Origin of the sequence: Microcystis viridis FACHB-1342, assembly GCF_014698335.1 — a bacterium.
Classification (GTDB): domain Bacteria; phylum Cyanobacteriota; class Cyanobacteriia; order Cyanobacteriales; family Microcystaceae; genus Microcystis; species Microcystis ichthyoblabe_A.
Map to the genome: position 1 here is coordinate 1 of NZ_JACJSV010000036.1, position 24,828 is coordinate 24,828.

A 24,828-nucleotide genomic window follows, 5' to 3' on the forward strand; every position below is an offset into this window, starting at 1 on the left:
TCATTAGCAGAAATAGCTTGATATTGTCCCTCAATTAGTCTAAATCCTTGCCATTCTAAGGTATTAGGATCGAACCAAAAATAATTAGGAGTGCGAAAAGTGTTTTGATAGAGAATTTTCTTTTTAGTTCGGTCAATATTGGCCGTGGAATCGGAGAGAATCTCGACGATCACATTGGGATATTTCCCCTGTTCTCCCCAAACCACCCAACTTTTGCGGGGACGTTTTTCTGTATCTAAAACCACAAAAAAATCAGGACCACAGAAATCGCGCTTTTTCAGTTGTTCTTCGTTATAGTAGATAGTCAGATTACCAGAAGCGTAGTAATCGTTTTTCTCTTGCCATAATAATTCTAGACAACTGAGTAGAATTATGATTTGTTGCAGGTGTAAATCACTTTCCAAGGGTGGTTCATCACTCCATAAATCCGTGGGGGGACAGGTAACTTCTGGTAAAATGTCGAGAGTTGTCATAGTTTTTCCCCTGGCTGGGACATTTATCTAATTATAACAGCTATGAGTCAGTAGTAGTACAGGGTGAGAGCATCTCAAATGCTATTGACAATTGGCCAATTTTGTGATCCGCGTGGGCATTTCAAGTGTTACCAGTCAATCAGAATAGCTACGAAATCGACCCATTTGGTCGATTTTTGCTTAACAATTGAGATAGCCAATTCTGATCAAATATGCCTGAATCGCTCTCTGGGTAAGTAACTCACATCAAGTCCCTTTTGTCAAGGATTGTTAAGATGCGCTTACCCTGGGTCAAGTAGGATTAGTTGGAAAATCGCCAGTCAAGGAAAAACCCGATAATTCAACCTATTCCCTCGGATCAAAATCCGGCAGCGTCCCCAGCTTGCGAATGGTCACTTTAACATCCATAGACAAAAAGTCATCGGCATCACCAAACCAAGAACCGGAAAGAGGTATGATTTGACCGGGATGACGAGCGATCGCCACTCGAATTAAATCAAAGCCGGCGGTAATTTGATTAGTCGGATCATAATTACGCCAACCGGCCCCCGGTAGATAAACCTGTAACCAAGCATGGGTAGCACCAGAGCCAGTCATCCCCACTTCACCACCGTCGAGGGCAGCATCGTAGAGATAGCCACTGACAAAACGACAGGCTAAACCCAATCTTCGCAAAGCTTCGATCATTAACCAAGCATAATCGCGACAAGTTCCCGACTTTAGCCGCAGGGTTTCTCCGGGGGATTGAGTTCCTTCACTCTCTCTGGATTGGTAGGTAAAATTATCTTTGATAGCGGCCATCATTCTTGCCATGGCATCGAGGGTATTATCTTGGTCCCCCGCTACAAAACTTTTGGCCCAAGCTGCCAAGCTGCCGTCGGCATCCTCAGCGTGGGGACGCATAAACACCACTAGATCTAACCATTCATCGGGGGTGTACTGGATGGGAATTTCGATCGCCCGTTGAGCGAGGGGAAAATCAGCGATCGCTTTTAAGCCAAAATGTTCCGCCCGTAATCGACAGGTAACGATTAATTCTGACGCTGGTTCAGCAAATTCAATCCCTACCACGTTGTTAGATAGAGTATCCATAGTCCAGCGCGTTTTGGCGGCAATATTCGCTTCTACAGAATAACTGATAATTCTTTCACCGTGACCGGCACTAGGCAAAAAAATCGCCCGATGTTCCCCAAAAGTTACCGGTTTACGATAATGATAGGTGGTGATGTGTTCCAAGTCGTAGATGACACTCATCCTGATTATCCTTAATAAAGTAGCTGGTTATAATTAAATTGAAGATGGTTCCCCCCTTGATCCCCCCTTAATCCCCCCTTAATAAGGGGGGTATCTGACAATTTTTAACACCCACCCACTTAATCACTGACAACTGATAACCGATAACTGATAACTGATAACTGATAACTGATAACTGATAACTGATAACTGAAATGACCTCTGACCCGTTCCTCGATCAAGCTTGGAATACCGAAGACCTAGAACAAGCGCTTCGAGGTGTCGGCACTATTCAAGAAGAACTCAACTATAATCAGGCACGCAATTCTCTGGGCAAACTTGTTGAGCGTCTGGATCTTACCTCGATCGAGAAAATTGGTCTAGAAGCGGAGATCGATCGCCTAGTGGCCCTGCTGGAAAAACTCGATCGCTCCCTGATTCAAATTGCCGCTTTTGGTCTGGTGGGCCGGGGAAAATCCTCGATTTTAAATGCTCTGGTCGGTCAAGAAATCTTTACAACCGGTCCTCTACACGGAGTTACCCGCACCATTAAAGGGGTAAATTGGCAGTTGAGCAGCGATGATACTTTCCCCAATCTAGCGCGTCTGACCCTGAACGGCCAGGGTAATGCTCAGGTGCAATTGCTTGATACTCCCGGTATTGATGAGGTAGATGGGCAAACGAGGGAAATTCTCGCCTGTCAGGTGGCGCAGCAGGTGGATTTAATCCTTTTTATCATCTCTGGTGATATGACCAAAGTGGAATTTTCCGCCCTGGCCAAGTTGCGGGAAGCGGGAAAACCGATGATTTTGGTCTTTAATAAAATCGATCAGTATCCGGAAGTCGATCGCCTCGCTATCTATGAGAAAATCGCCTCAGAACGGGTGAAAGAACTACTCTCCCCCGATGAGATCGTTATGGTGGCGGCCTCTCCCCTCTTGGCGGAGACGGTTAAAGGGCAGGATGGGCGGCTAAAAACGCAACGATTTCGGGGAAAACCCCAGATAGAAGCCCTGAAAATCAAAATTTTGGAAATTCTAGAGCGAGAGGGTAAATCCCTCGTAGCACTCAATTCTATGCTGTATGCGGACGAGGTAAACGAGCAAATTGTCGCCCGCAAAATGGCTATCCGTGATCGCGGCGCTAATCAATTGATTCAAAAAGCAGTGATGATCAAAGCATCGGCGATCGCTCTTAATCCGGTGACGGTGTTGGATCTGTTTACGGGGGCAGTTATCGATTTAGCCATGATTCTCGCTCTTTCTCGCTTATACGGCATCGATTTAACTCGTCGGGGGGCGATCGCTCTTTTACAAAAAATTGCCCTCAATATGGGGGGTATTAGTGCCAGCGAATTTTTAGCGGTTTTGGGCTTAAGTTCCCTCAAAGGACTGCTTGGCCTCTCGATTCCTGCCACTGGCGGCATTTCTCTCCTTCCCTATACTTCGATCGCCCTGACTCAAGCGGGGGTTGCCGGTGTATCCTGTTATGCGATCGGCCAAGTGACGAAAACCTATCTCGCTAATGGGGCCACCTGGGGACCCGATGGCCCGAAGGCAGTGGTAGCCAGTATTCTCGATTCCCTCGATGAAACCTCGATTCTCAACCGGATTAAGCGGGAATTAGGCTCAAAATTGGCGGGTGGGGGACTTTTCAGTGATCAGTAAACAGTAATCAGTAATCAGTGAACTGAAGGCAACAGGCAATAGGCTCCCAGAAAGAATCTGGCAATTCTCCTACCTAAAAAGAAGGTTAGAAACTGAGTAAATTAAAGCTTTTAGCTTAACAAATTGGGTACTAGATTCAGCCCTTGTGAACTGAAAATTCAAATCTGACCACTGATAACTGACCACTGATAACTGATCAGTGATCACTGATCACTGATCACTGACTCGATCAATCCAAGAAATGCTTACTATGGACGATCGCCGCTATAATAACTACTGCTCCTTGAATTTGATAGATCAGACGGTAGGCATAGGCAGACTTTTCTCGGATGGTATCATCGCTAAATTCGGCGCATTTTTTCGCTTCTAGGGGACAATTTTCTAAAGAATAGCTTATATCAAGAATTCGACGCACGACGGCCGCCGCGTAGGACGGGGAATCTCGACTAATATAAGATGCGATCGCATCCACGTCTTCAATTGCTTTGGGCGACCAGACAAGGCGATAATTCACTCGATCAGCCATTTGTTTAAAAGACCCTCAACTTCTTCTTGGGGGATTGTATTCTCCAGAGAGGCAGCGCTCAAACTTTGACGCACCTTCTCCAGAACGTATAAATGATACTGAATATCTTCAATTGAACAATCATCTGGTAATTGATTCAAGAGGGATTCCACTTTTTGTCTAATGCTATTCATACAAGTTTGACCGAAGTTTTTAAGGAAAAGTATAAATTTAAATTATCTATCAACTATAATCTATAGCAGTTATCTTAATAGTGAGGTACGAAGTATCTGGTTTTAGGGAACAGGGAACGGTTAACAGTAGCCGGTCGCCAAGAGATAATGCCAAATTTCTTTATACTTCATCTTTAAGAGAAACGCTATATCATAGATAGAAAACTAATAGTCACGCATCCTATCTTATGCCATAGTCCCCAGAAAAGCGAGAAAAAGTTAAGAATAGATAAGGTGATTATCTCGCTTTTGTAACATTGGGGCGGGTATTCTGTTAAGAATACTTAATAATTCTCCTATCTGCTCAATCCCCGCAACTTTTAGGGATTATTGACCAATAAGCATCGAGCGGCCACAAGACCCCCCCCAATCGCAGCAATTTTTTGTTACATTAGTTTACAGTTCCCTCAACGCCCCAATGGGTTATTAATTTTAATGTCTTCTTCGGTTCCTTCGTCGGATTTTATACCCTTAATCGGTCAAGAAACAGAAATCTTTAACTGGGCAAAATCCCATTATCGTAATCATACCTTTGCCAAAGATGAAAAAGTCGCCACACGCCCCGGACTGTTATACTTTGTCGAATCTGGGGCGATTCGTATTGTTGGTAAGGCACAAGTTAACGTTATCGACCAAAAATTTCCCCGTCAACTACCTATTGCCGATAGTGAGGAAGTATTTCTCGGTTTTGTGGGTGCAGGTCAACCTTTTGAGATTGTTTCTCAATTTCCCTTTCAATTACAAGCCCAAGCTCATCTAGACGGAACCAAGTTAGTCTGGTTATACTGGGAAGACCTACAACAATGGCCGCAATTGCGATCGGCTGTTATGGAAACTTTTCGCCATCAATACCAGCGTAAGTTATTTTGGTTGAGTATTCTCGGTCAAAAACGCTCCCTCGATCGATTAATGGGGTTCTTGGTTTTATTACTGGAAGAATACGGTCAACCCTGTGTAGAAGGCTATTATCTTCCCTATCCCCTAACTCACGCTCAAATTGCCAGCGCCATCGGCACTACCAGAGTAACAGTAACAAGATTAATCGGTAAATTGCGACAACAAAATTCGATCTTTTTTAAGCAGGATAATCTTATCGGATTGCCCAGTTTATTTTTGAGTCAGAATTAATTTTTCTGCTTTGGAGAAATATCTATCTAGGACATTTTGGGCGCACGCGATGCACCCCTACCATTGGCGCAATAATATTGTTTATTGTAGGGGCGAATTGCATTCGCCCTCTTTGAATAACTTCTGCTGCTCATCATAAGTGAGAGAAAGTCACCAAACTGTGCATCCTATCCAAAAGTTACTTTGGCTCCAGGTTTTAAAAACCCCACACAAGAAGATTCCCATCGCCAATCAGCAACCCCAGAAATCTATGACCCCTCTATCTGACAACAAATAACCGAGGCAGCCAATGACTGAGCCAATTCCTGATAAATTATCGGAACGAATCGATACAGGTGTCAGAGTCGCAATCGCAGAAGCAATTGAGAGACACCGCCTCTTAGGAGAGTCTATCAGCATTTTCAAAGATGGCCAAATTGTCACCTTAACAGCCGAGCAAATTCCGCCAAAACCTGCCAAAAAAACGGAAGTGTAAAAAATTGGTTGACTGTCTCAAATTTCACTATTCATAGAAACAGTTTCACCTATCCGAGGGATTTATATAGGGCTTGCTGAATAAATGTGAAATATAGACAAGGTAAGGGTTTTAGGGTTCTGTTTTGCTCTCACAGGTGCAAGATTTTGAGAGGATCGTCGTTCAAAACCTTGCGTCTTCATCGGCCCGTGTCCTGTAGGGGCGAAGCATTCGGGCAATAACCTATCGGTGAAACCGTAGATTTTCTATCCGAATGCTTCGCCCGTACTTTTTCAGCAGACCCTATATAGATGTCGGTTTTAGCAAATTCCCGTTACGAAAATCAAAACTACATAGTATAATGGTACTGTTAATTATTTTTGGAGGTGTAAATATGAGTCTAACAGAAAATCAAAAAAACCTTTTACGATGGATAGTCAAAGAAGTACGGGCTGGTCATCTTAAAGAGGACAGTATTTGGTACTACTGTCCGACTGTTAACAGTCATCTTTGGGTAGATTACAATGGTTTTGATATCACTCCTTATGTCGAATTCGCAACCTTCGATATATTAGAAGAATATGATTATGTTAAATGGCAAAAAAAAGACTCGAAGTCCGTTCAATACAAGGGCACTCTAACAGGAAAGGCTTATGAAGCGGTTGATTCTAACTTTGCTGAACCCGCCATCAGCAGCCCAAAGATTCACGTGGAAAAATATTACAACCATGTAGAAACTATGACAGAAAATAAAGGAAACGTCAACATCAGCGGCGTACAGGGAAACGTGAGCGGAATTGCCGCCGCAGGCGAAAACCAAACCATGACCGGGGTTGCACTCGGACAAATTAGCGGTGTGGTCACGAACAGCATCGGTCAACTGCAATCGACGAATACCCCTGAAGCAACTCAACTGGCCACACTGCTCGAACAGCTTCAATCTGCGATCAAAAATGAATCCCACCTAGCGCCGGAAGATAAAGCGGAGGCGATGGAACAGGTCAAAACCCTCGCAGAAGCAGGACAGAAACCCGAAGATAATGCACTCCAAAAAGCGGCAAAAACTGCTTTGAAAATTCTCAAAGGAACGATTGCCGGTTTGCCCGATGCTGCCAAACTGGCCGAGTCATGTGCAAAACTGCTCCCCGCAATCGCTACTTTGCTATCACTTTCTTAGATTGGCTAAATCTCCCCCAATCTCTTTACTGTTGCCTCTTGCCCCTTGCATGAGTGCCTCATCTCAACAAGCAATTCAAATGCGCGGGCAGCTTAATTGTCTTCTAGCTTCGTAGAGGATGACAGCAGTAGCGATCGCAACATTTAAAGATTCTACACCACCAAAGAGGGGAATTTTCACCGTTTCATCGGCTAAAGTCGCTAATTGGGGTGATAAACCGGCTCCTTCATTGCCTAATAATATTAAAGTCGGACGGGTAAAATCAATCTCCCAATGGCTTTTGGTGGCTGTGGGTAAAGTCGCGATCGCTTTTACCCCCTGTGCTTGATATTTTTTCACTAAAGCCGATAAATCCGATTCTACCACCAGGGGCGATCGAAACCATTCCCCAGCCGAACTGCGGATCACTTTGGGGTTATCGATTTCGACGCTATCGAGACTTAACCAGATACCCTGTACTTCCGTAGCCACGGCAGTGCGGATAATAGTGCCGAGATTGCCTGGATCCTGCAATCTTTCCAAAACTAAGCCCAATTGTAGCGGATTTTGGGGGATTGGATGAAGGTGAGTACGGGAAATAGTGGCAATCACACCATCGGGATTAACCGTTGTCGCTAGGGAAGCGAGGACTTCCGGGGAAACTATCTCGACTCGTTTCGCCTGATTTTGAAGCTTCTCCGCTAATTCTCCCTGTCTTTGCTGCCACTTTTCAGTATAACAAACCGTCTCTAGGGAACAATTCAGGGCTAAAGCCGTCTCTAGTAAGTGGGTTCCCTCAATTAAGGACAAATTCTGCTCCTGTCGCTCTCTAGTGCGGTGTAGCTTGCGAATTTGCTTGATTAAAGGGTTTTGAACACTGCTAATCATAGCCAATCAGATTTTTCACCCCGCTAGGGCTGCCCTAAATAACTACGTTTTGAGGGAGATAATGCGGAACTCGGGACTTGAACCCGAAAGTCTTTGCAGACACTAGAACCTGAATCTAGCGCGTCTACCAATTCCGCCAGTTCCGCATTTTTCTTTCACGATCTCTTATTATACTATCGGACAATCCATAAGTCAAGATAGTTGAGATAATTAAGACAAAAATCGTTTTTCGAGGTAGAATCACCGATAATTCGTTCAAAAATCTGATAAGATGCAGTCTAATTTTACCGAAGCTTGCCTTAGCCAAGACTCCCAACTAAGATAAATGAATGATCCTATGACTATCGATATCGAGCATCCCTATTTAGAAATTCAAGGTCGTCACTCTCTCAAGGGTGAAGTTAAAATCAGTGGTGCCAAAAATGCCGCTCTAGTGATTATGGCGGGAGCTTTACTCTGCTCCGACGAGTGCCAGATTAGTAATGTACCTGCCCTAGCCGATATCGAGCGGATGAGTCAAATTCTCTCGGCTTTAGGCGTGCAAGTCCGTCACACCGGAGATAGACTAGAGATTGATGGCAGAGACCTCAAACAAGCTCAAGCGCCCTACGATCTCGTCTCCCAGTTGCGAGCCAGTTTTTTTGCCATTGGACCGATTTTAGCCCGTTTAGGAGAAGCAAAAGTTCCCCTCCCCGGCGGCTGCGCCATTGGGGCCAGACCAGTGGATTTGCACGTTAGAGGCCTACAGTCAATGGGTGCAGATGTATTAATCGATGGCGGCATGGTACACGCCCGCGTTAAGGGTAATGGTCGTCTGAAAGGGGCGAATATTTATCTGGATTATCCCAGTGTGGGAGCGACGGAAACCTTAATGATGGCGGCGACTTTAGCGTTCGGGGAAACCATTCTCGGTAATGCGGCCCAGGAGCCAGAGGTGATTGATTTAGCCAATTTTTGTGTTTCCATGGGGGCAAAAATTCGCGGTGCTGGGACCAATACAATTGTTATTGAGGGAGTTTCCCGTCTGCACAGTACCGATTACAGTATCATTCCTGATCGCATTGAAGCCGGGACTTTACTGATAGCTGGGGCGATTACCCGCTCGGAAATTAGTCTTTATCCCGTGATTCCTAGCCATTTAGCTTCGGTAATTGCCAAACTGCACGAAATCGGTCCGGAAGTGGTGGAAGATGGTCCCAATCGTCTCCGGATTATCCCTAGAGACTTAAAAGCCACCGATATGGAAACCCTGCCCTATCCCGGGTTTCCCACGGATATGCAGGCCCAATTTATGGCTCTATTAACTTTAGCCGAGGGCAGTAGCGTGGTTAATGAGACGGTTTTTGAAAATCGTCTGCGTCATGTGGCCGAATTAAAGCGTCTGGGAGCAGATATCAAGGTCAAAGGAAATGTGGCTTTAGTGCGCGGTGTGCCTTTCCTGTCTGGGGCGCCGGTGATGGCCACGGATCTACGCGCTTCGGCAGCTTTGGTGGTAGCAGGATTAGCAGCCCAGGGGACTACTATTGTGCAGGGACTCCATCACCTCGATCGAGGTTACGATAATTTAGAGGGTAAATTAAGAGCATTAGGGGCAAATTTACGCCGGGTTGATCCTTTAGCCTTAGAATTGGCTACCCTGTCCCAATCTTAACAGGATGATTAGTTATCGCTGTTCTATCAGTGTTGAGGATTCCCGTGAGCAACAATATAGAACAGCGTTAATCGTGCTTAGTTGTTCTATATTGACGGAACCTTTCATCAGCGATCGCATTTACCAAATCTTAGCCATTACTAATACAAACCCCGGCAATTCTGGATCACCACTAATGGTTTCAGGAGCATTTAAAATCTCCGGTTCTCGATAGGGACGATAAATATAGACTTGGCGATTTTGGCGATCGATTAACCAACCCAATAAAGTACCATTGGCAATATATTCCTCCATCTTTTTCTGCAAACTGGATACTGTATCACTAGCAGAACGTAATTCAATGACAAAATCGGGACAGATGGGGGCAAAAGAGGCTTTTTGTTTTTCTGTTAAAGCATTCCAGCGTTCTAATTTAATCCAAGCAGCATCGGGTGAACGAGTCGCACCATTGGGCAGCGTAAAACCCGCACTGGAATCAAACCCAAGCCCCGTCCCATCTAGTTCTGACCAGTTCCCCAGTTGCAGAGCTATATTAAAATTGCGATTACCCGTATCTGAAAAAGCAGGAGGCATAACGATCACTTCTCCACTAGCACTGCGTTCAATGCGTAAATCTCGATTGGCTAAACAAAATTCATAAAACTGCTCCTCCGTCATCGGCATAATCCAAGGAAGATCAATCATCAAAGGAGCCGAGGTCGCTTGCACAAGTAGTGTCGTCATCGTTTACCCCCACTCAAGAATTACATGAGTTAACAACTGAATGCCCTTCAATCTTAACTTAGCTCTTGTCATCGGCATTATTGACTACTAAAAGATAGAAGGCGATCGCTCTTAAAGTTGCCAAAGAAGCCTGACGGAGAGGAATGTAAATATTTATAAAAATGTAGCTTAAAATACAGTTATAAAGACAAAAGTGTGTATTTTCCTTTTATTGTCCGTCTTTTCAGAAAAAGAAACCACAAAAGTCTCCTAATACCATCAATAAAATCCTACAATTTCCCTTCATTAATTGGAGGGGTTTTTATCAGTTGTCATACTAAATCCGTTGAGTAACGCACAGAAAACGGGTTTCTCCGAGAAAACCGTTTTCTATTAATGCTTGGGGATAGTTTTTCCTAGCTTAGGGGGAGTGAAAGTTTAATTTTCCCTGAATCTTTCTAACAGTTCTGAGCGAGATAAATTAGCCAGAGAAAGAAGTAACCCGGTGCGTTCCGAGATAGGAAGTTGGGCAATCTGTTCCACCAGACCAGATAATTCTGTATCTAGGCTGCCAAAACGTCCTTCCAGAAGACTGCTTATCAGGGATAGTTGTCCTTCTAAAGTGCCTTCTTGCTTTCCTTCTTGTTTCCACTCTTCTCGTTGTTGTAAATAAGCTGGTGATAGGTTCATAATGTCCTCCTGTTCTTCGGCACTTAAATTATCTCTTAATTCCAAACTCTTGCGCCAGTTGGCCAGAATTTCCAGTAAATTCTCTTGGAAAGGATATCGATAACATTGTACTTCATATTTGTGAGAAAGGCTGTAAGAGTTTCAGCAGTTGGAGTTAACGGGGATTTTCCGAAAGTGACAGAAAAGGGATAATCTTCCACTCAATTGCCCAAAATAAAGGCTAGAATCGAAATATAGTATCGATCGCTACGGATTTTTCATGAATTACAGAAAATTTTGCTTGGCTTTTTTGCTGTCCCTTATCCTCATCAACACCGGATTAGTTATGCCTAGTTACGCAAACGAAAGAGAATTGAGGACAATTACCGTAACGGGAGAAGGAATAGAAAATATCGCCACTTCTCAAGCAATAGTGCGCTTAGGGGTAGAAGTTCAAGGCAAAGAAGCGGGTAAGGTGCAGCGGGAAACCGCCACTCGTAGCGATGCGGTGGTTAAATTTCTCCGTTCCCGTCAAGTGGAAAAATTGGAAACCACCGGCATTAGTTTACAGCCCAATTACGACTTCAGCAACAATCAAAGACGTTTAATCGGTTATATCGGGGCTAATTTGATTAGTTTTCAGATTGATATAGCCCAAGCGGGTATTTTAATCGATGAAGCGGTCAAAGTCGGGGCAACACGCATCGATGGGGTCAGTTTTACTGCTGGAGAGTCAGCGATCGCAGCTGCCCAAAGAACCGCTCTCATCAAAGCCACGGAACAAGCTAGAGAACAGGCTACAATCGTGTTACAAGCCCTCGGTTTAGTGCCGAAAGAAACGGTTTCTATCCAAGTGGGTAATACCAGTAATCCCGTACCAATAGCCCGCTCAGAAGCGGTTTTTCGGAGTGCCGATGCTGCCAGTAGCCCGGTTATCGGAGGGGAACAAACCCTGCGCGCTGCTGTCACCCTCGAAATTAGCTATTAAAATAACCTTTAGCTATCAGTTAAGCTGTACTGCATTTAAACTGCCTATTGAGTATTTTAGTACAAATGCTGAAACTCTCTCTCCTCGCTCTCCTGCTCATAGACAGTCCTAACGAGTAATTTAGATAGTCAACAGCTTAAAATCAGCACCGATGCTCGGAAAATCTAGAAAACTTTCGCCCTCATCCGTGAATTATCCTAACTTTCTACCCACTGTTAGGGAGGGATTGAGTGAAGATACCTCCCTTGCTCTCCTCGAAAATATCCAACAAATTGCCATCGATAGCCCCATCTATCCTCGATCGATTCTAACTACCTATAGTCAACAAGGGCAAGGTCAACCGCCTTTTCTCCTTCTACACGGTTTTGATAGTTCCCTGCTGGAATTTCGGCGTTTACTACCCTTACTCGCCCAAAATAGGGAAACTTGGGCGATAGATCTGCTCGGCTTTGGTTTTACTGAGCGATACCCAGATTTACAAGTATCTCCGAAAACTATTAAAAGCCATCTTTACCATTTCTGGCAAACTGCGATCGCTAAACCGATGATTTTAGTCGGTGCTTCCATGGGGGGTGCAGTGGCCCTAGATTTTGCCCTCTCCTACCCGGAAATAGTGGCGAAATTAGTCCTGATTGACAGCGCAGGACTAGCTAACCCCCCAGTTTTGGGTAAATTGATGTTTTCTCCCCTCGATAAGTGGGCAACTAATTTTTTAGCCAATCCCCGCGTGCGTCAAAATATCAGTCGTACTGCCTATTTTGATGCAACTTTAGCCACTGTTGATGCTTGCACCTGTGCCAATCTGCACCTGAATTGTCCCCACTGGAGTGCGGCTTTAATCTCCTTTACCAAAAGTGGCGGTTATGGGGCATTTTTGCCGAAATTAAGCCAAATAAACCGAGAAACGCTGATTATTTGGGGAGAAAACGATCAAATTTTAGGCACAAAAGACGCGAAGATATTTCAGCAGGCCTTACCCAATAATCAACTGGTCTGGATTCCTCGCTGTGGTCATGTTCCCCACCTCGAAAAACCGGAACTTACCGCGGCCGCGATAGTTAAATTTGCGAACTAAAAACTTATAATAGGATTATTTGACCCTATAGTGCCAACTTTTATGAAATTTTTGCCGATCGCTCTCGCTACATTCAGCCTTCTGAGTTTATCTGTCAATATTCCCGCTACTGTAGCCACACAACAGCTTTTTTGTCGAGGCCGCATGAATAACGGTTGGTCCTATTCAGCAGAATTTATCAATGGACGTTTTGAGCGCATTCGCTGGACACGCTCCGGTCAACCTCCCCAAGTTTCTAGTCTTAGTTTTAAAAATACTAACAACAAAGGACAGCCGATTTATCGGGGCAGTTTATTCGCCGCAGTCAGTGTCACTCTGATAGACTTATCGAAAGGAGATGTCCGTCCCGGTTCGCAAATTTCCGTGGGAGTGGAAGAATGGGGTTGGTCGCGGGGAAACTGCGGTCTTAACAGATGAACAACTTCGGTGACAAGGTAAGTTTTATTTGGAGTATCGCGGATTTGATCCGCGATACCTTTAAGCGCGGCAAATATCAAGATGTCATCTTGCCTTTCACCGTGCTGCGTCGCTTCGACTGCGTGTTAGAGCCGACCAAAGAGGAGGTCTTAGCAGCCTATAACCATTACAAAGACAAGCTCGACAACCTCGATCCCCTCCTCTGCAAAAAATCAGGATTTGCCTTCTACAACCCCAAATAAAAATCATTTTGTCTTTGGTATAGTTAAACATTCAATATTGTCTTATCACTTTTTTGAAAATGATTTAGGATCGCTAATTATCTAAGCACAATTAATTACACATCTAAGCCACTACTCCGTCAGACTTCTGCTGTGAGTAAACAGTGAACTGAAAACTCAAATCCGATCCCTAACAGCTGTATCCCGTCTCCCGTCTCGGAGTCTCCTGTCTCGACTAGGAAATTAATTTTGCACGACTACTTATATTAAGTTGACGCTGATATTCTAGAAATATTCATTCTGGCGAAAAAACTCGGCAAATGCCACTAATATTGAGTCTTTCAGACTGTAGCGGCTGGCATTGCTGGCATTTCGAGGGTCAGTTATCCCGGCGATAACTAACTGGAAATAGTTCAGCATCCCCATAAAATTCAGTTGTTTGACTTCCATTCCCCCGAAACCCACTATTCAAACCCTTCACTTGATTTTGAAGGGCAAGAGTAAGAATGATTCTGTATTCTGTGCTACCGTTTGCCTTGGGAATTACTGAAAAGCCATTAACGCCTCTTGCCAAAACAGACCACAACCTGATAAACTGGTTGAGCCAAGGCTTCAGGGAAGAGAATGGGGCGATTTATCCTTAAGAGGGATTGACTTTTACGAAGTTTTATGATTGCTCAACTAGAAAGTCCCCGAAATCTGGTGATTAAGAGTTTTAGCCTGTTGGCTACTGGACTGACTAAGCAGACCTAACAAATTCAACTGTATGATACCGAGTCAAGACATCGGCGAGGCAGTAGATTCAGTCAGAAAAACTGACGCACAAGACTTCTCTAATTTAATGCCTAGACCTGGCTGGTAACAAGTGGCGGGTTTAGGTAAAGGTTGTTTTTGGTATTGAACCCCGATTCTTGTGGTTATTTACCCGCTTCAGTAATTGCCAATAGGGATTTTAAGCCCATAATTGGTTGAAAATTTCTATTTATTCGCAAAAATCCCCAGTCGCTCCCTGTACTAATCTTAGAGATCGACTTCATGATCAGTAATTTTCCCCAACCAATTCTCTGGAAATCACCTTCCAGGACAATTTAGTTATTTTATGAGTAGCAATGCCTTAATCGATCGTGAGCATCTAATCGAACTGTATAATCGAGGTGAACGCAACTTTGCGGAAGTCAGACTTAGCGGAGTCAATTTAAAGAGACAGTGTTTAAACCAGATTAACCTAAGTCATAGTTACTTAAGACAAGCCAATTTAACCGAAGCTTGTTTAATTAACGCTAATTTCAAGGCTGCTGACCTAGAAGAAGTCAATTTAAGCAAAGCTTGTCTTATCGATGCTAACCTGACTAAAGCCGCTCTTTCTGGGGCAAATTTGCACCAAAGTAACCTAAGCGGCGCAATTTTGAGTAATACTGTTCTGAAAAAGGCTGATTTAAGTTCTGCCTGTTTAATTCACAGTAGCCTACTTTTTGCTCAACTGTTCAAGGCGAATCTGGAAGCGGCTAATCTCACCTCAGCCACTTTAACCCATGCCATGGCGGAGAAAGCTAACCTAAAACGGGCTATTCTCACTCGTGCTATTCTTAGCTCTGCTAATCTTAGCCATGCTAACTTAAAAGAGGCTAACCTAATTCGAGCCTATCTCTATCAAGCTAATCTGGAAAACTGCCACCTTCAATACGCCGACCTCAGCTATGCCGATTTGCGCGGGGCGGATTTACGGGGGGCGGATTTACGTTATGCTAACCTGGAAGGAGCTAATCTGACGGGAGCTAACCTCAATTGTAGTGATTTTGAGGGAGCTAACTTAACCGGTGCCGATTTAAGCAAAACTGACGCGAATAAAGCCAATTTTCGCCAAGCTAACTTAACCGGTTGTAATCTTCTCGGCGCTAATTTAGCCTCCGCTAACCTTTCCGGTGCTAATCTACACCAAGCGGGATTACTCTTGAGTTATTTAGTGGGAAGCAATCTTAAACGAGCTAATCTCAAACGAGCTAATTTAATCGGGGCGATTTTAACCGAAAATAATCTTCTTTCCGCTTCCCTTGAAGAAACTATTCTTCCTAACGGTAGTCGCGGCAATCTCCTTTCCTAATATTCCTAGAAAAACCTGGTTGTAGAGACTTTTCCGCCAAGATTTCTATAACCGTGGGGTTTTTCTTCAGCAAAAGGGAGAGCCGGAGTTGGGAGTGGGAATTATGAATTATAAATTATATAACTCTTGAAAATTAGTTATATGTTATAGTGGTGAGTTAAATAATTTTACCCAAAAAATTAGTTAATTAGTACAATAGTTCTAAGTGAAAACCTGAAGTTTAACTTTTAACTCAAAACTCTTTAGATATGCTTTAATTTGGTTGTCAAAACCTCTTTATTTAAGCAGCACAAACTTTCTCAATTATGGTTACTAAGTAGTCGGACATAAATTCTGTTGTCTATCTTAAGAAATGTAAATTGCCGTAATTCTTACTGACGACCGACGACCGACTCCTTACCCCACAGTTAACTTTACTTTTTTCCAACTACTTATCAGGTATCTTCTTGATCAGAAATCACTTTATTTATTCACCCTTTTGCCTCTTGCATAAGTGCTTGTCCTCATAAGTAGCCTATACTCAGCGGATTTAGGATCAGGTGACGAAACTGGCATTTTCCCCTAATTCAAGGGAAAAACCCCGCATGACTTCCAGAAATCACCGGGGTTTTTAGGAAGAATAGGGATAGGGAAGCAGGGTGAGAGCATCTCAAACGCTATTGACAATTGGCCAATTTTGTGATCCGCATGGGCATTTCAAGTGATACCAGTCAATCAAAATAGTTAGGAAATCGACCAAATGGGTGGATTTTTGCCTAACAATTGAGATGGCCAATTCTCCTCAAATATGCCTGAATCGCTCTCTGGGTAAGCAACTCACATAAAGTTCATTTTGTCAAGGCTTGTTAAGATGCGCTTACCCTGGATAGGGAAGGAATTTAACCCTCGGTTTCCTCTCTGGTTTGGATAAACAGAATCAAGAGGAAAACGGTGGGGACTAGGACGAATAGGATACTAGCGATAAAGCCGAGATTATTTACTTGCATGAGTTAGCTCCCTCTGTGACAACGGATTTACATAAAGATTAACTCCTAGAATATCATCCTGGAGAAGCCAAGGCGTTGCTGATTTGAAAGGGAAGTGGGAAGTGGGGAAGTGGGGAAGTGGGGAAGTGGGGAAGTGGGGGAATGGGGGGAATGGGGGAATGGGGAGATGGAGAGAATAAATAAAAATAATCTCCCGAAGACTGAATCCTGAATCCTGACCACTGACGGCGGACTGCTGTATGATAAAATTTGTCCCGATAGGATAAATTAAGGTCGTGAAATTTGGTCAGTGGTTGGGGTTTATCTGTTTAATAATGGCTCTTTATGTATTGTGGCAGATTCGACAGCTGTTATTATTGATTTTTATGGCGATCGTGTTTACCGTAGCCTTAAATAGATGTGTGAAAGGATTGCAGAGATTAGGTATTAAAAGGGGTTTGGCTATTTTAATTACCCTGCTGACGAGTCTGGGAATTGCGATTTTATTTTTTATAATTATTGTTCCCCCCTTTATCGAACAGTTTCAAAAATTAATTGAACTTTTACCGCAAGCTTGGAATTTAGTCCGCAATAACTCGATTCAATGGCGACAACAATTTCAATTTGATTGGTTGCCATCGCTGCCTAATTTAACTGATTTAGGACAGCAGTTACAACCTTTAGGAACTTTTGTTTTTAGTAACTTTTTTACTTTCTTTTCTAACTCGGTTGCGGCAATTTTGCAATTATTATTCGTGCTGGTGTTAGCAATGATGATGTTAGCCAACCCCCAACCCTATCGACAAGCTTTCTTAAAATTATTTCCTAACTTCTATCGTCGTCGTGCTGAGGAAATTCTTACCCTATCGGAAGCGGGTTTAGGTAATTGGTTGTTGGGAATTGCCATTAGTTCAACTATGGTAGGATTATTAAGTGGGTTCGGTCTTTTGGTTCTACAAATTAATCTAGTTCTCGTTCATGCTATCCTAGCAGGATTGCTCAATTTTATCCCTAATATCGGACCGACTGCTAGTGTGATTTTTCCGATCCTCATTGCTGTTATCGATGCACCTTGGAAAATTGTCGCTATTCTGATTCTCTATTTTATTATCCAAAATGTCGAAAGTTATTTATTGACACCCACTGTCATGGCTAAACAGGTATCTTTACTACCGGCAATTACCCTAATCGCTCAAATTTTCTTCGCTCAAATGTTTGGCATCTTAGGTTTATTATTGGCTTTACCTTTGACAGTGGTAGTAAAAACATGGTTAGATGAATTATTATTCAAAGACATTTTAGATCAGTGGGATCAAGTCCATAACAAATCTTAAATAATCTCGGCAAAAACCATGAAATTAATCATTCTTACTCTCGTTATTTTATCTAATGTTTTTGCTACTCTCCCAGCTAAATCTGAAACAGTGCTAGAAAAAATTAAACGCACGGGATTATTAGAAGTAGCGATGAGAGAAGATGCCATTCCGTTTGGCTATCGAGATAGTAATAATAATTTGCAGGGATTGTGCTTAGATTTTATCCAATTGCTTAGAGAAGAACTCAAGCACAAATTAAACCTCCAAATCATCAGTGTCAAAATTTATAAATCGACTTTATTTAATCGCTTCCAGTTATTGGAAAATAAAACCGTTGATTTTGAGTGTGGTCCTAATAGTATCAGAAAAAATATACCTGATGGTGTCAGTTTTTCTCGCCCTTTTTTTGTGACGGGAACTCAGTTTTTAGTTCGGAGTGATAATCAGAATAATTTTAACTTTTCTTCGTCCTTAGAAGGTATAAGTATTGGAGTTTTGCGAGATACCACCACTCAAGAATTATTAAGACAAAAATATCCTCTTGCTACCTATCAAGAATTTCAAGGAGTGACGGGAAGACTGCGAGGTATTCAAAGTTTAAGAAGGAATAGAATAGATGCTTTTGCTAGTGATGGGATTCTGCTAATTGGAGAAGCTGTCATTCTCGGTTTATCCTTAGAACAAGATTATCAACTTATCCCCCGCAATCCTTTAAATTGTGATTATTATGGTTTCATTCTTCCCGCTAATGATCCCCAATGGCAAGAGTTTATTAATGGGGTTATCGTCACCAGTGAGAACAGAAATATTTTTAAAGCATGGTTTACTGAAGTTGCTTCTTATTTTAGAGATACTTGGCAGTATTGTCGTAATAATCCCGAAAGATCCCAGTAAAATTTAACGATTATGCACAAAAAGAATGATTTATTTTGGTTAATTGGTTGCGCTACAATAATCCTGTTTATTTGCAGTGCTATCAGACATATTTTATTTCAATCTAATGCTCTTGATCTTGGTTGGTTCGATCAGGGAGTTTACTTAATTTCTCAAGCTAAACCACCGATTATATCTTTTGTTGGCTACCATATCTTAGGCGATCATATCGCTTTTATTCTCTATCCTATAGCCTTACTTTATAAAATTTATCCTAGCGTTTATTGGCTGCTTTTCTTGCAAGCTTTTTCCCTTTCCCTTGCCGTTTTTCCCCTCTGGCAATTGGCAATACAAGCGGGATTAAAAGAAAAACAAGCTTATACATTAGCCTTAGTTTATCTGCTCTATCCCCTGATTTTTAACGTTAATCTCTTTGATTTTCATCCAGAAGTTATCGCAGTGCCAGCCATTTTTTGGACGGTTTTAGCGGCAAGATTAAATAATCCCTGGGGATTTTGTCTAGGAATTATTATTATTCTCGGTTGTAAAGCAATTCTCTCTTTAACATTGTTGGGAATGGGTATCTGGTTACTTCTCTGGGAAAAGAAAAAAATCCCAGGAATAATTGCTATGATTAGCGGCATTCTTTGGTTTATTATCACCACGAAATTATTAATCCCTCTCCTGACAGGAAAATCGGCAGTTATTGAAATGGCTGATTCTCGATATAGTTATCTAGGAGATAGTTTGCCAGCAATTATCTTTAATCTTTTCCTCAAACCCGATCTTGTCTTAGGAAAAATCTTTACTGGCAATAATCTAGAATACCTCATCCTATTAATTATTCCCTTAGTTTGGGGTTTATCTTGGCGCTATTCTACCGCAATAATTGCCGCTATTCCCGCACTCGCTTTAAATTTATTAGCAGATCATGCCCCACAAAAAAACTTAACCACTCAATATTCCCTGCCAATTTTGCCCTTTTTATTTCTAGCGGTTATCGCCACTTTAGCCCATAATGGTAACTGGTTAAAAAAACCTAAATGGATAATTACTTGGGCAATTATTGCCTTTTTTGCCCTAGCTAAATACGGCTATTTTTGGTCACTGTATTTAAATTCCCTCGATACTTGGTCCGCCACCCAAAAAGCTCTTACCCAAATTACCACCAGTGACAGTGTCTTGACTACTTCTAGAATTGCCCCCCATCTTACCCATCGGAAAATGATCAAATTAGCGATCGAAGGTTCCCAATCCCTGGATTTAAATCAATTTAATTATATCCTACTCGATCGCCGTCATCCCGGTTGGTCTAGTTCACCAGAACTAATTGATGATCACTTAAATAAACTGAATCAAAATGAGAACTTTCAGTTAATCGTTAATCAGGATGATGTGTTTTTATATCGGGCCTTGACAACCCCTCAAGAAACAAAATAATTTTTCGTTCCACCAATTCCAATAAATTTTCTTTATCGACGGGAAACCAGACAATATTAGCATCGGCACGAAACCAAGTGCGCTGACGTTTGGCAAATTGACGGGTGTGGAGGATAATTAGATCGATCGCCTGTTCTAAAGAAACTTCTCCGAGGAGATATTGCTTAATCTCTGCATAACCCAAAGTCTGCAAAAGTGGCAAATCCCAACCGTATTTATCCCCCAAATTCTGCACCTCTGCTACTAATCCCCTTGTGATCATTTGATGAGTACGAACAGTGATCCGCTTGTCTAAACTTTCTGGGGAACAGTCTAAACCAATTTGTAAAATTGGATAAGTGGGGGGATTTTCTCCCTGCTGACTAGAGATAGGTTTTCCTGTCACATAAAAAACCTCTAAAGCGCGTAAAGTCCTGACCTGATCATGGGGATGAATTTTTTTAGCGGCCTCTTCATCTACCTGCATTAGAATTTGATAAAGATAGGATTGTCCTAAAGCTTGTAATTGCCGTCTCAAATCCGCTTGAGGAGAAACCCTCGGTATTTTTAAACCTTTGACAATGGACTTGATATAAAGTCCCGTACCACCGACCAAAAACAGAGGAGAATATTGGAGATTGCTGATTAAATTCTCAGCCTGTTCTTGGTACTGTGCTAGGGTAAAATTATCTTGAGGATCACAAATATCAATTAGATAATGGGGAATCCGCTGACATTCTTCTAAGCTAGGTTTAGCAGTACCAATATTAAATTCTCGATAGATTTGTCGGGAATCGGCACTGAGAATTACTGAATTAAACTTTTCGGCCAATTGTAGGGCTAAACTGGATTTTCCTGTGGCAGTTGCCCCACAAATAACAATCAGAATAGTTGACATACTCCCACCGTCAAGCTGCGCTGTGACGGGGGATTCTTGACCTATCACTATCGGAAATTGCTTGTTCAACGGGGAGCATCCCAGATATGTAATGAGTATAAATGCTGATGGCTAGGAAGAGGGAGATAGAGGATAATTAGTCCTAAACTAACCATACCAGATGTAGGCATCATGAATGCTCAAGAAGAACTGCAATTACAAGAACATCTGCAAGCTATCGGCAAAATCCTCAGCAATTCTCAGTTTTAGACACAGCAAGCCTTTTAGGGATTTAAAGAACATTTTAAAGGGGGATTTTTGGCGCAACTTTGGGTGTACTATCACGTCAAAAGCCCGAAGACTCGTGAAATGAAATTCGCCATCCCATTGAATTTTACCCCGTATTATGCGAACTAACTCCCAAAAGCCTTATTACAGGGCAAATTTAGAATTGCTGGCCTATTTTCCCCATACTTTCTTCCTGAGCCCTGAAATGCTTATCATACTAAATCCGTTGAGTATGGACTACATATCAAGAGAGGCACTCAGGCAAAACGGAGAATAAATAATCAGTTTTTAATAACTGAATTTAGCATCAGTTGTACTTAATTTAAATGAATCAACCCTAGGGAGCAGGGGGGATCGAACCTAAAATCCATTTTAAATTTGATTATAACCAGCTACTCAACCTCAGCTAATCCACGGAACTTTCTTTCTGGATTAATACCTCACCAGCGATTAAACGTTGGGCTGCTGAAAGTAAAACATCCTCAATATAGGGCTTGACAAAATAACCTTTTGCCCCTTTAGCGGCGGCAAGATGCTGCATTTTTTGCGTCCCTTGGTAGGCAATTATCGCCACTGGTATCCCCTGAAGTTGTTCATCCTCTTGCAGACGAGAGAGTAATTCTAACCCATTCAGGCGAGGCATTTCGATATCGCAGAGAATCAGATCACAAGCTAATCCGGCCTGTAATTTTTCCCATGCTTCTAAACCGTCCTGGGCCTGTTCAATGCGATAACCAGCTTTAACCAAAGAAATCGCTAACATTTCCCGCACTATTAACGAATCATCGACAATCAAGACGAGAGGACTCGATTGTGCTAACAAATTAGCGGGATCACTATCAATAATCGTTGTATCGGAGGATGAAAGCTGATTAGAGGTCGCTTTAATACTATTAGCTAGTAATACTTCCCCCGCAATCATTCTTTCAGCTGCCGAGAGTAAATCTATTTCCGTGTAGGGCTTGGTAAAATAACCACTGGCCCCTAATTTCGCCGCCACCTGACGATGACGTTCCGAGCCTCGGGAAGTCAACAAAGCCACGGGAATCGTCGCTAATCGGGGGTATTTTTGCAAATTAGACAGTAATTCCAGGCCATTCATGCGGGGCATCTCGATATCACAAAAAACGATATCACAGGGCAAACCACCGCGTAATTTTTCCCAAGCTTCTTGACCATCCCGAGCTTGTTCCACACGATAACCAGTTTTACTAAAGCTTAAAGAGAGCAATTCCCGAACAGTAATCGAATCATCGACAATCAGAACCATAGCCTCGGATTTTTGGCTAATTTCCACATCTACAGGCGGTACGGATTGGCGCCAAAGACCACCGTTATCGATACGCAGACGACCGCTGGCGATGTCGATCAACTCTAACACATCGCCGACGGGCATCACCGTACCATCGCCTAAAACCGTCGCCCCAGCAATCCCAGCCGTTTTCGGAATCGGTCCTTCAATCTGTTTGATCACGATCTCCTGTTCCCCGATCACTTGATCCACCTGTACCGCGAGGAGATTATTACCACCGCGCAGGATCACGATCGCAAAAGAGTCTTCCCCCTGTTTGCCGGTGTAAAAACTACCGCGACTAAGTTGTCGATTGTAGGAAAGCAAATCGCTCAAGGGTTGGAAAGGTAGTAAAGTGTTTTGCCAGAAAACGCAGCGCCGTCCCTCCCGATCCATTTGGATATCCCTGGCCCGGAAATCCCTCACATCTTCCACTCCGTCCATGGAGAAACCGATGCGAGCATGATTACTAACACAACAGAGGGCCTTACAGATACTCAGGGTTAGGGGTAAACGGAGGGTAAAAGTGGTTCCTTGGCCCAGTACCGAGTCAATAGTAATCGTCCCGCGCACATCGATTAAACTGGTACGCACCACATCTAAACCCACCCCACGACCGGCAAAATCATCGGCCTGATCTTTGGTACTAAAACCGGGATGAAAAAGAATTTCATAGACTTCTTGGGTACTGAGGTTTTGAGCTTCCCGATCGCTGATCAGGCCTTTTTCGATCGCCTTAAGTTTAACCAGATTAACATCAATACCGGCCCCATCATCACTAACGGTGATCACGGTTTGATTGCCCTGTAGGAATGCCCGAACCGAGATCGTACCGTGGACAGGTTTGCCTTTGGCCAGGCGTTCTTCGGGTGATTCAATGCCGTGGGTGATCGCATTGTTGACCAGATGGATCATGGGACTATTGAGATTTTCGAGGATCATCTGATCGATGAGAACACCCCCTCCTTCCACTTTTAATTTGGCTTGTTTGTGCAGTTTCAGGGAAATATCGTGAATTGCCCGGGGTAGATGATCGGCAGTTTGACTAAAGGGAACCATGCGCGATTTGGTCATCCCTTCCTGTAGTTGGGTGGTAGCCTGTCGCAGACTGCGCGTCACCTGATCGGTTTCATCGACGACAAATTGAAGATCAGAGGCCGATTCTCGCACTCGCACGATCAATTCGATCATCTCTTGGGATAATAAGTGGAAATCGGTAAAACGGTCGATCTCTAGGGCATCTAGTTCCCCAGTCATAGTCGAATTGCCCTGATTTTTTCCCTGAACTCCATCGTAACCGATGGCACCACCAGCATTGCGACTAGCCAGTAAAGCCCCTTCTAGGAGGCTTCTTTCATAGAGATCCTGCATCCGAACGCCCACATCGCTGAGATTTTGGACGCAGGTTAGCAAATTATCTAAAAAGAGACGCAGGCGATCCTGTTCCTGTTCAAGGTGATTGCGTTTAACCACCAGTTCCCCGATCAGATTGCTGAGGTTGTCCAATTGTTTGATCGGCACCCGCATCGTCTGTTCAAAAGCTTTACCAACAAGGGGACGCAGGTTATTTAACCCGACCGGTGGATTGGTTTCTTCGAGGAGTTTTTCTAAATCCTTGAATTCAGGCTCTGGGGAGCTTTCCGTGGCAATTTCCAGTGATTCTAACCGTTGGAGAGGTTCTGTCGCGGCCAGAGGCTCCCCTGCTGTGGATTCCCAGAGGAAGACCTCTAGGGATTCAAAGATGTCCGGCAGTGGCGATTGCGCTGGTGGAGTGGGTTTTTCCAGAAAAGCTTCTAAGTCTTCGAGGCTGTCGTAAAAATTCGGGTTGCTGATGGTTATAATTGCCTCTGAGTCCTGGACTGTTGCATTTTCTAGCAGCAGCGATTCCAGATCATCCCAATCTTCGGCTTCTGACTTGGCAGCAGTCCCACGGGTAGAATGAAGATCATTAGTGGCGGTTTCTTCCCAATTGATGCTATCGCTAAAAAGTTCTGCTAATTCCGGTTCTAAGGGCAAGAAAGACAGGGTTTGGTCAAGAGAAGCCCCATACCTCGCCGCTGGCGGGGAAGTCTGCTCAAATAAAAAGCTAAGTTCGTCTAGGGTCTCGTCACCGTCGGTGTCTTTGTCTTCTAAACTCTCTAACAACTGTTCGAGATCTTCGTTAAAGAAATGATCCCAGTCGGGTTTCATCATGATTTGCTTCCTGCCAAGTCTTCCTTTTTGGTCAACCAATGCGCT

General features: G+C 43.3%; 23 protein-coding genes, 1 tRNA gene and 1 pseudogene. 13 read left to right on the forward strand and 12 right to left on the reverse strand.

The window, feature by feature from the left end; all coding sequences use genetic code 11:
- Both H6G40_RS13015 and H6G40_RS13020 read right to left on the reverse strand, forming a co-directional pair.
- The coding region (locus tag H6G40_RS13015) for a Uma2 family endonuclease (RefSeq protein ID WP_190537775.1) at window positions 1–473 on the reverse strand (473 nt) is incomplete at its 3' end.
- A 345-nt stretch (window positions 474–818) separates the two neighbouring features.
- Complete coding sequence (locus H6G40_RS13020; RefSeq protein WP_069474120.1) at window positions 819–1,727, reverse strand: transglutaminase family protein; 909 nt, start codon at window positions 1,725–1,727, stop codon at window positions 819–821.
- 194 nt (window positions 1,728–1,921) lie between these two features.
- Between H6G40_RS13020 and H6G40_RS13025 the strand changes: the two genes are divergently transcribed.
- The gene (locus H6G40_RS13025; RefSeq protein WP_069474121.1) at window positions 1,922–3,373 is read left to right on the forward strand and encodes a GTP-binding protein; all 1,452 of its coding nucleotides are present in this window, start codon (window positions 1,922–1,924) and stop codon (window positions 3,371–3,373) included.
- A 229-nt stretch (window positions 3,374–3,602) separates the two neighbouring features.
- On the opposite strand, the gene H6G40_RS13030 is transcribed toward H6G40_RS13025, so the two are convergent.
- Window positions 3,603–3,899 (reverse strand): type II toxin-antitoxin system RelE/ParE family toxin, encoded by a 297-nt coding sequence (locus tag H6G40_RS13030; protein ID WP_002737690.1) that lies wholly within the window; start codon window positions 3,897–3,899, stop codon window positions 3,603–3,605.
- Window positions 3,884–4,072, reverse strand: coding sequence for a hypothetical protein (locus H6G40_RS13035; RefSeq protein WP_002752772.1), 189 nt, complete (start codon window positions 4,070–4,072; stop codon window positions 3,884–3,886). The genes H6G40_RS13030 and H6G40_RS13035 overlap by 16 nt, the downstream gene beginning before the upstream one ends.
- A 474-nt stretch (window positions 4,073–4,546) precedes the next feature.
- Between H6G40_RS13035 and H6G40_RS13040 the strand changes: the two genes are divergently transcribed.
- From H6G40_RS13040 to H6G40_RS13050, 3 genes are all read left to right on the forward strand, one after another.
- Window positions 4,547–5,239: a Crp/Fnr family transcriptional regulator gene (locus H6G40_RS13040; RefSeq protein ID WP_069474144.1), complete on the forward strand. Its 693-nt coding sequence runs from the start codon at window positions 4,547–4,549 to the stop codon at window positions 5,237–5,239.
- Window positions 5,240–5,528: 289 nt separating this feature from the next.
- Window positions 5,529–5,714 carry a hypothetical protein gene (locus H6G40_RS13045; protein WP_069474122.1) on the forward strand — a complete coding sequence of 62 codons (186 nt, stop codon included), beginning with the start codon at window positions 5,529–5,531 and terminating at the stop codon, window positions 5,712–5,714.
- Between the two features lie 373 nt (window positions 5,715–6,087).
- Complete coding sequence (locus tag H6G40_RS13050) at window positions 6,088–6,870, forward strand: hypothetical protein (protein WP_242028754.1); 783 nt, start codon at window positions 6,088–6,090, stop codon at window positions 6,868–6,870.
- A gap of 75 nt (window positions 6,871–6,945) precedes the next feature.
- On the opposite strand, the gene H6G40_RS13055 is transcribed toward H6G40_RS13050, so the two are convergent.
- Both H6G40_RS13055 and H6G40_RS13060 read right to left on the reverse strand, forming a co-directional pair.
- Complete coding sequence (locus tag H6G40_RS13055; RefSeq protein WP_123230317.1) at window positions 6,946–7,737, reverse strand: TrmH family RNA methyltransferase; 792 nt, start codon at window positions 7,735–7,737, stop codon at window positions 6,946–6,948.
- A gap of 62 nt (window positions 7,738–7,799) precedes the next feature.
- Window positions 7,800–7,883, reverse strand: a tRNA-Leu gene (locus tag H6G40_RS13060).
- Between the two features lie 191 nt (window positions 7,884–8,074).
- Here H6G40_RS13060 and murA point away from each other — a divergent pair.
- Window positions 8,075–9,388 carry a UDP-N-acetylglucosamine 1-carboxyvinyltransferase gene (murA, locus tag H6G40_RS13065; RefSeq protein ID WP_069474125.1) on the forward strand — a complete coding sequence of 438 codons (1,314 nt, stop codon included), beginning with the start codon at window positions 8,075–8,077 and terminating at the stop codon, window positions 9,386–9,388.
- A 120-nt stretch (window positions 9,389–9,508) separates the two neighbouring features.
- On the opposite strand, the gene H6G40_RS13070 is transcribed toward murA, so the two are convergent.
- The gene (locus H6G40_RS13070) at window positions 9,509–10,111 is read right to left on the reverse strand and encodes a Uma2 family endonuclease (RefSeq protein ID WP_061431455.1); all 603 of its coding nucleotides are present in this window, start codon (window positions 10,109–10,111) and stop codon (window positions 9,509–9,511) included.
- A gap of 417 nt (window positions 10,112–10,528) precedes the next feature.
- Window positions 10,529–10,873 (reverse strand): annotated as a pseudogene (locus H6G40_RS13075) (hypothetical protein); the annotation flags it as partial.
- A gap of 166 nt (window positions 10,874–11,039) precedes the next feature.
- Here H6G40_RS13075 and H6G40_RS13080 point away from each other — a divergent pair.
- The 4 genes from H6G40_RS13080 to H6G40_RS13095 all read left to right on the forward strand — a co-directional run bounded on the left by H6G40_RS13080 (window position 11,040) and on the right by H6G40_RS13095 (window position 13,481).
- The gene (locus H6G40_RS13080) at window positions 11,040–11,747 is read left to right on the forward strand and encodes an SIMPL domain-containing protein (protein ID WP_042790756.1); all 708 of its coding nucleotides are present in this window, start codon (window positions 11,040–11,042) and stop codon (window positions 11,745–11,747) included.
- A 151-nt stretch (window positions 11,748–11,898) separates the two neighbouring features.
- Complete coding sequence (locus tag H6G40_RS13085) at window positions 11,899–12,822, forward strand: alpha/beta fold hydrolase (RefSeq protein ID WP_002752793.1); 924 nt, start codon at window positions 11,899–11,901, stop codon at window positions 12,820–12,822.
- 42 nt (window positions 12,823–12,864) lie between these two features.
- Entirely contained in the window at window positions 12,865–13,239 is a 375-nt protein-coding gene (locus H6G40_RS13090; RefSeq protein ID WP_002752795.1) for a hypothetical protein, read from the forward strand.
- The gene (locus tag H6G40_RS13095; protein WP_002752797.1) at window positions 13,236–13,481 is read left to right on the forward strand and encodes a type I restriction-modification system subunit M N-terminal domain-containing protein; all 246 of its coding nucleotides are present in this window, start codon (window positions 13,236–13,238) and stop codon (window positions 13,479–13,481) included. Before H6G40_RS13090 ends, H6G40_RS13095 begins: the two co-directional genes overlap by 4 nt.
- A gap of 264 nt (window positions 13,482–13,745) precedes the next feature.
- Here the strand turns inward: H6G40_RS13095 and H6G40_RS13100 are convergent, their stop codons facing one another.
- On the reverse strand, window positions 13,746–13,910 hold the full coding sequence (locus tag H6G40_RS13100) for a hypothetical protein (protein ID WP_176721629.1): 165 nt from the start codon (window positions 13,908–13,910) through the stop codon (window positions 13,746–13,748).
- Between the two features lie 649 nt (window positions 13,911–14,559).
- Here H6G40_RS13100 and H6G40_RS13105 point away from each other — a divergent pair.
- Window positions 14,560–15,561 (forward strand): pentapeptide repeat-containing protein, encoded by a 1,002-nt coding sequence (locus tag H6G40_RS13105; protein WP_002737262.1) that lies wholly within the window; start codon window positions 14,560–14,562, stop codon window positions 15,559–15,561.
- Window positions 15,562–16,439: 878 nt separating this feature from the next.
- On the opposite strand, the gene psbM is transcribed toward H6G40_RS13105, so the two are convergent.
- Window positions 16,440–16,547 carry a photosystem II reaction center protein PsbM gene (gene psbM / locus H6G40_RS13110; RefSeq protein WP_002745897.1) on the reverse strand — a complete coding sequence of 36 codons (108 nt, stop codon included), beginning with the start codon at window positions 16,545–16,547 and terminating at the stop codon, window positions 16,440–16,442.
- A gap of 275 nt (window positions 16,548–16,822) precedes the next feature.
- On the opposite strand from psbM, the gene H6G40_RS13115 reads away from it, so the two are divergent.
- From H6G40_RS13115 to H6G40_RS13125, 3 genes are read left to right on the forward strand one after another with little or no spacing between them, the layout of a single operon-like run.
- A complete protein-coding gene (locus H6G40_RS13115) occupies window positions 16,823–17,860 on the forward strand; it encodes an AI-2E family transporter (protein ID WP_002745895.1) in 1,038 nt (345 codons plus the stop codon).
- An 18-nt stretch (window positions 17,861–17,878) separates the two neighbouring features.
- Window positions 17,879–18,736: an amino acid ABC transporter substrate-binding protein gene (locus H6G40_RS13120; RefSeq protein WP_069474126.1), complete on the forward strand. Its 858-nt coding sequence runs from the start codon at window positions 17,879–17,881 to the stop codon at window positions 18,734–18,736.
- Between the two features lie 12 nt (window positions 18,737–18,748).
- The gene (locus H6G40_RS13125; protein WP_069474127.1) at window positions 18,749–20,155 is read left to right on the forward strand and encodes a DUF2079 domain-containing protein; all 1,407 of its coding nucleotides are present in this window, start codon (window positions 18,749–18,751) and stop codon (window positions 20,153–20,155) included.
- Here H6G40_RS13125 and miaA read toward each other — a convergent pair.
- Both miaA and H6G40_RS13135 read right to left on the reverse strand, forming a co-directional pair.
- Window positions 20,097–21,032: a tRNA (adenosine(37)-N6)-dimethylallyltransferase MiaA gene (gene miaA, locus H6G40_RS13130; RefSeq protein ID WP_036396432.1), complete on the reverse strand. Its 936-nt coding sequence runs from the start codon at window positions 21,030–21,032 to the stop codon at window positions 20,097–20,099. The genes H6G40_RS13125 and miaA overlap by 59 nt on opposite strands.
- A 673-nt stretch (window positions 21,033–21,705) precedes the next feature.
- Window positions 21,706–24,783, reverse strand: a complete 3,078-nt coding sequence (locus tag H6G40_RS13135) for a hybrid sensor histidine kinase/response regulator (protein ID WP_042790758.1) — start codon at window positions 24,781–24,783, stop codon at window positions 21,706–21,708.
- Window positions 24,784–24,828 lie beyond the last annotated feature (45 nt).

Coding starts and splice junctions, on each gene's coding strand:
- H6G40_RS13040 (WP_069474144.1), top strand. CDS start 4,547: ATGTCTTCTTCGGTTCCTTCGTCGGATTTTATACCCTTAATCGGTCAA.
- psbM (WP_002745897.1), bottom strand. CDS start 16,547: ATGCAAGTAAATAATCTCGGCTTTATCGCTAGTATCCTATTCGTCCTA.
- H6G40_RS13035 (WP_002752772.1), bottom strand. CDS start 4,072: ATGAATAGCATTAGACAAAAAGTGGAATCCCTCTTGAATCAATTACCA.
- H6G40_RS13095 (WP_002752797.1), top strand. CDS start 13,236: ATGAACAACTTCGGTGACAAGGTAAGTTTTATTTGGAGTATCGCGGAT.
- miaA (WP_036396432.1), bottom strand. CDS start 21,032: ATGTCAACTATTCTGATTGTTATTTGTGGGGCAACTGCCACAGGAAAA.
- H6G40_RS13100 (WP_176721629.1), bottom strand. CDS start 13,910: ATGGAAGTCAAACAACTGAATTTTATGGGGATGCTGAACTATTTCCAG.
- H6G40_RS13070 (WP_061431455.1), bottom strand. CDS start 10,111: ATGACGACACTACTTGTGCAAGCGACCTCGGCTCCTTTGATGATTGAT.
- H6G40_RS13125 (WP_069474127.1), top strand. CDS start 18,749: ATGCACAAAAAGAATGATTTATTTTGGTTAATTGGTTGCGCTACAATA.
- H6G40_RS13055 (WP_123230317.1), bottom strand. CDS start 7,737: ATGATTAGCAGTGTTCAAAACCCTTTAATCAAGCAAATTCGCAAGCTA.
- H6G40_RS13025 (WP_069474121.1), top strand. CDS start 1,922: ATGACCTCTGACCCGTTCCTCGATCAAGCTTGGAATACCGAAGACCTA.
- H6G40_RS13080 (WP_042790756.1), top strand. CDS start 11,040: ATGAATTACAGAAAATTTTGCTTGGCTTTTTTGCTGTCCCTTATCCTC.
- H6G40_RS13135 (WP_042790758.1), bottom strand. CDS start 24,783: ATGATGAAACCCGACTGGGATCATTTCTTTAACGAAGATCTCGAACAG.
- H6G40_RS13050 (WP_242028754.1), top strand. CDS start 6,088: ATGAGTCTAACAGAAAATCAAAAAAACCTTTTACGATGGATAGTCAAA.
- H6G40_RS13045 (WP_069474122.1), top strand. CDS start 5,529: ATGACTGAGCCAATTCCTGATAAATTATCGGAACGAATCGATACAGGT.
- H6G40_RS13090 (WP_002752795.1), top strand. CDS start 12,865: ATGAAATTTTTGCCGATCGCTCTCGCTACATTCAGCCTTCTGAGTTTA.
- H6G40_RS13085 (WP_002752793.1), top strand. CDS start 11,899: ATGCTCGGAAAATCTAGAAAACTTTCGCCCTCATCCGTGAATTATCCT.
- murA (WP_069474125.1), top strand. CDS start 8,075: ATGACTATCGATATCGAGCATCCCTATTTAGAAATTCAAGGTCGTCAC.
- H6G40_RS13030 (WP_002737690.1), bottom strand. CDS start 3,899: ATGGCTGATCGAGTGAATTATCGCCTTGTCTGGTCGCCCAAAGCAATT.
- H6G40_RS13020 (WP_069474120.1), bottom strand. CDS start 1,727: ATGAGTGTCATCTACGACTTGGAACACATCACCACCTATCATTATCGT.
- H6G40_RS13120 (WP_069474126.1), top strand. CDS start 17,879: ATGAAATTAATCATTCTTACTCTCGTTATTTTATCTAATGTTTTTGCT.
- H6G40_RS13105 (WP_002737262.1), top strand. CDS start 14,560: ATGAGTAGCAATGCCTTAATCGATCGTGAGCATCTAATCGAACTGTAT.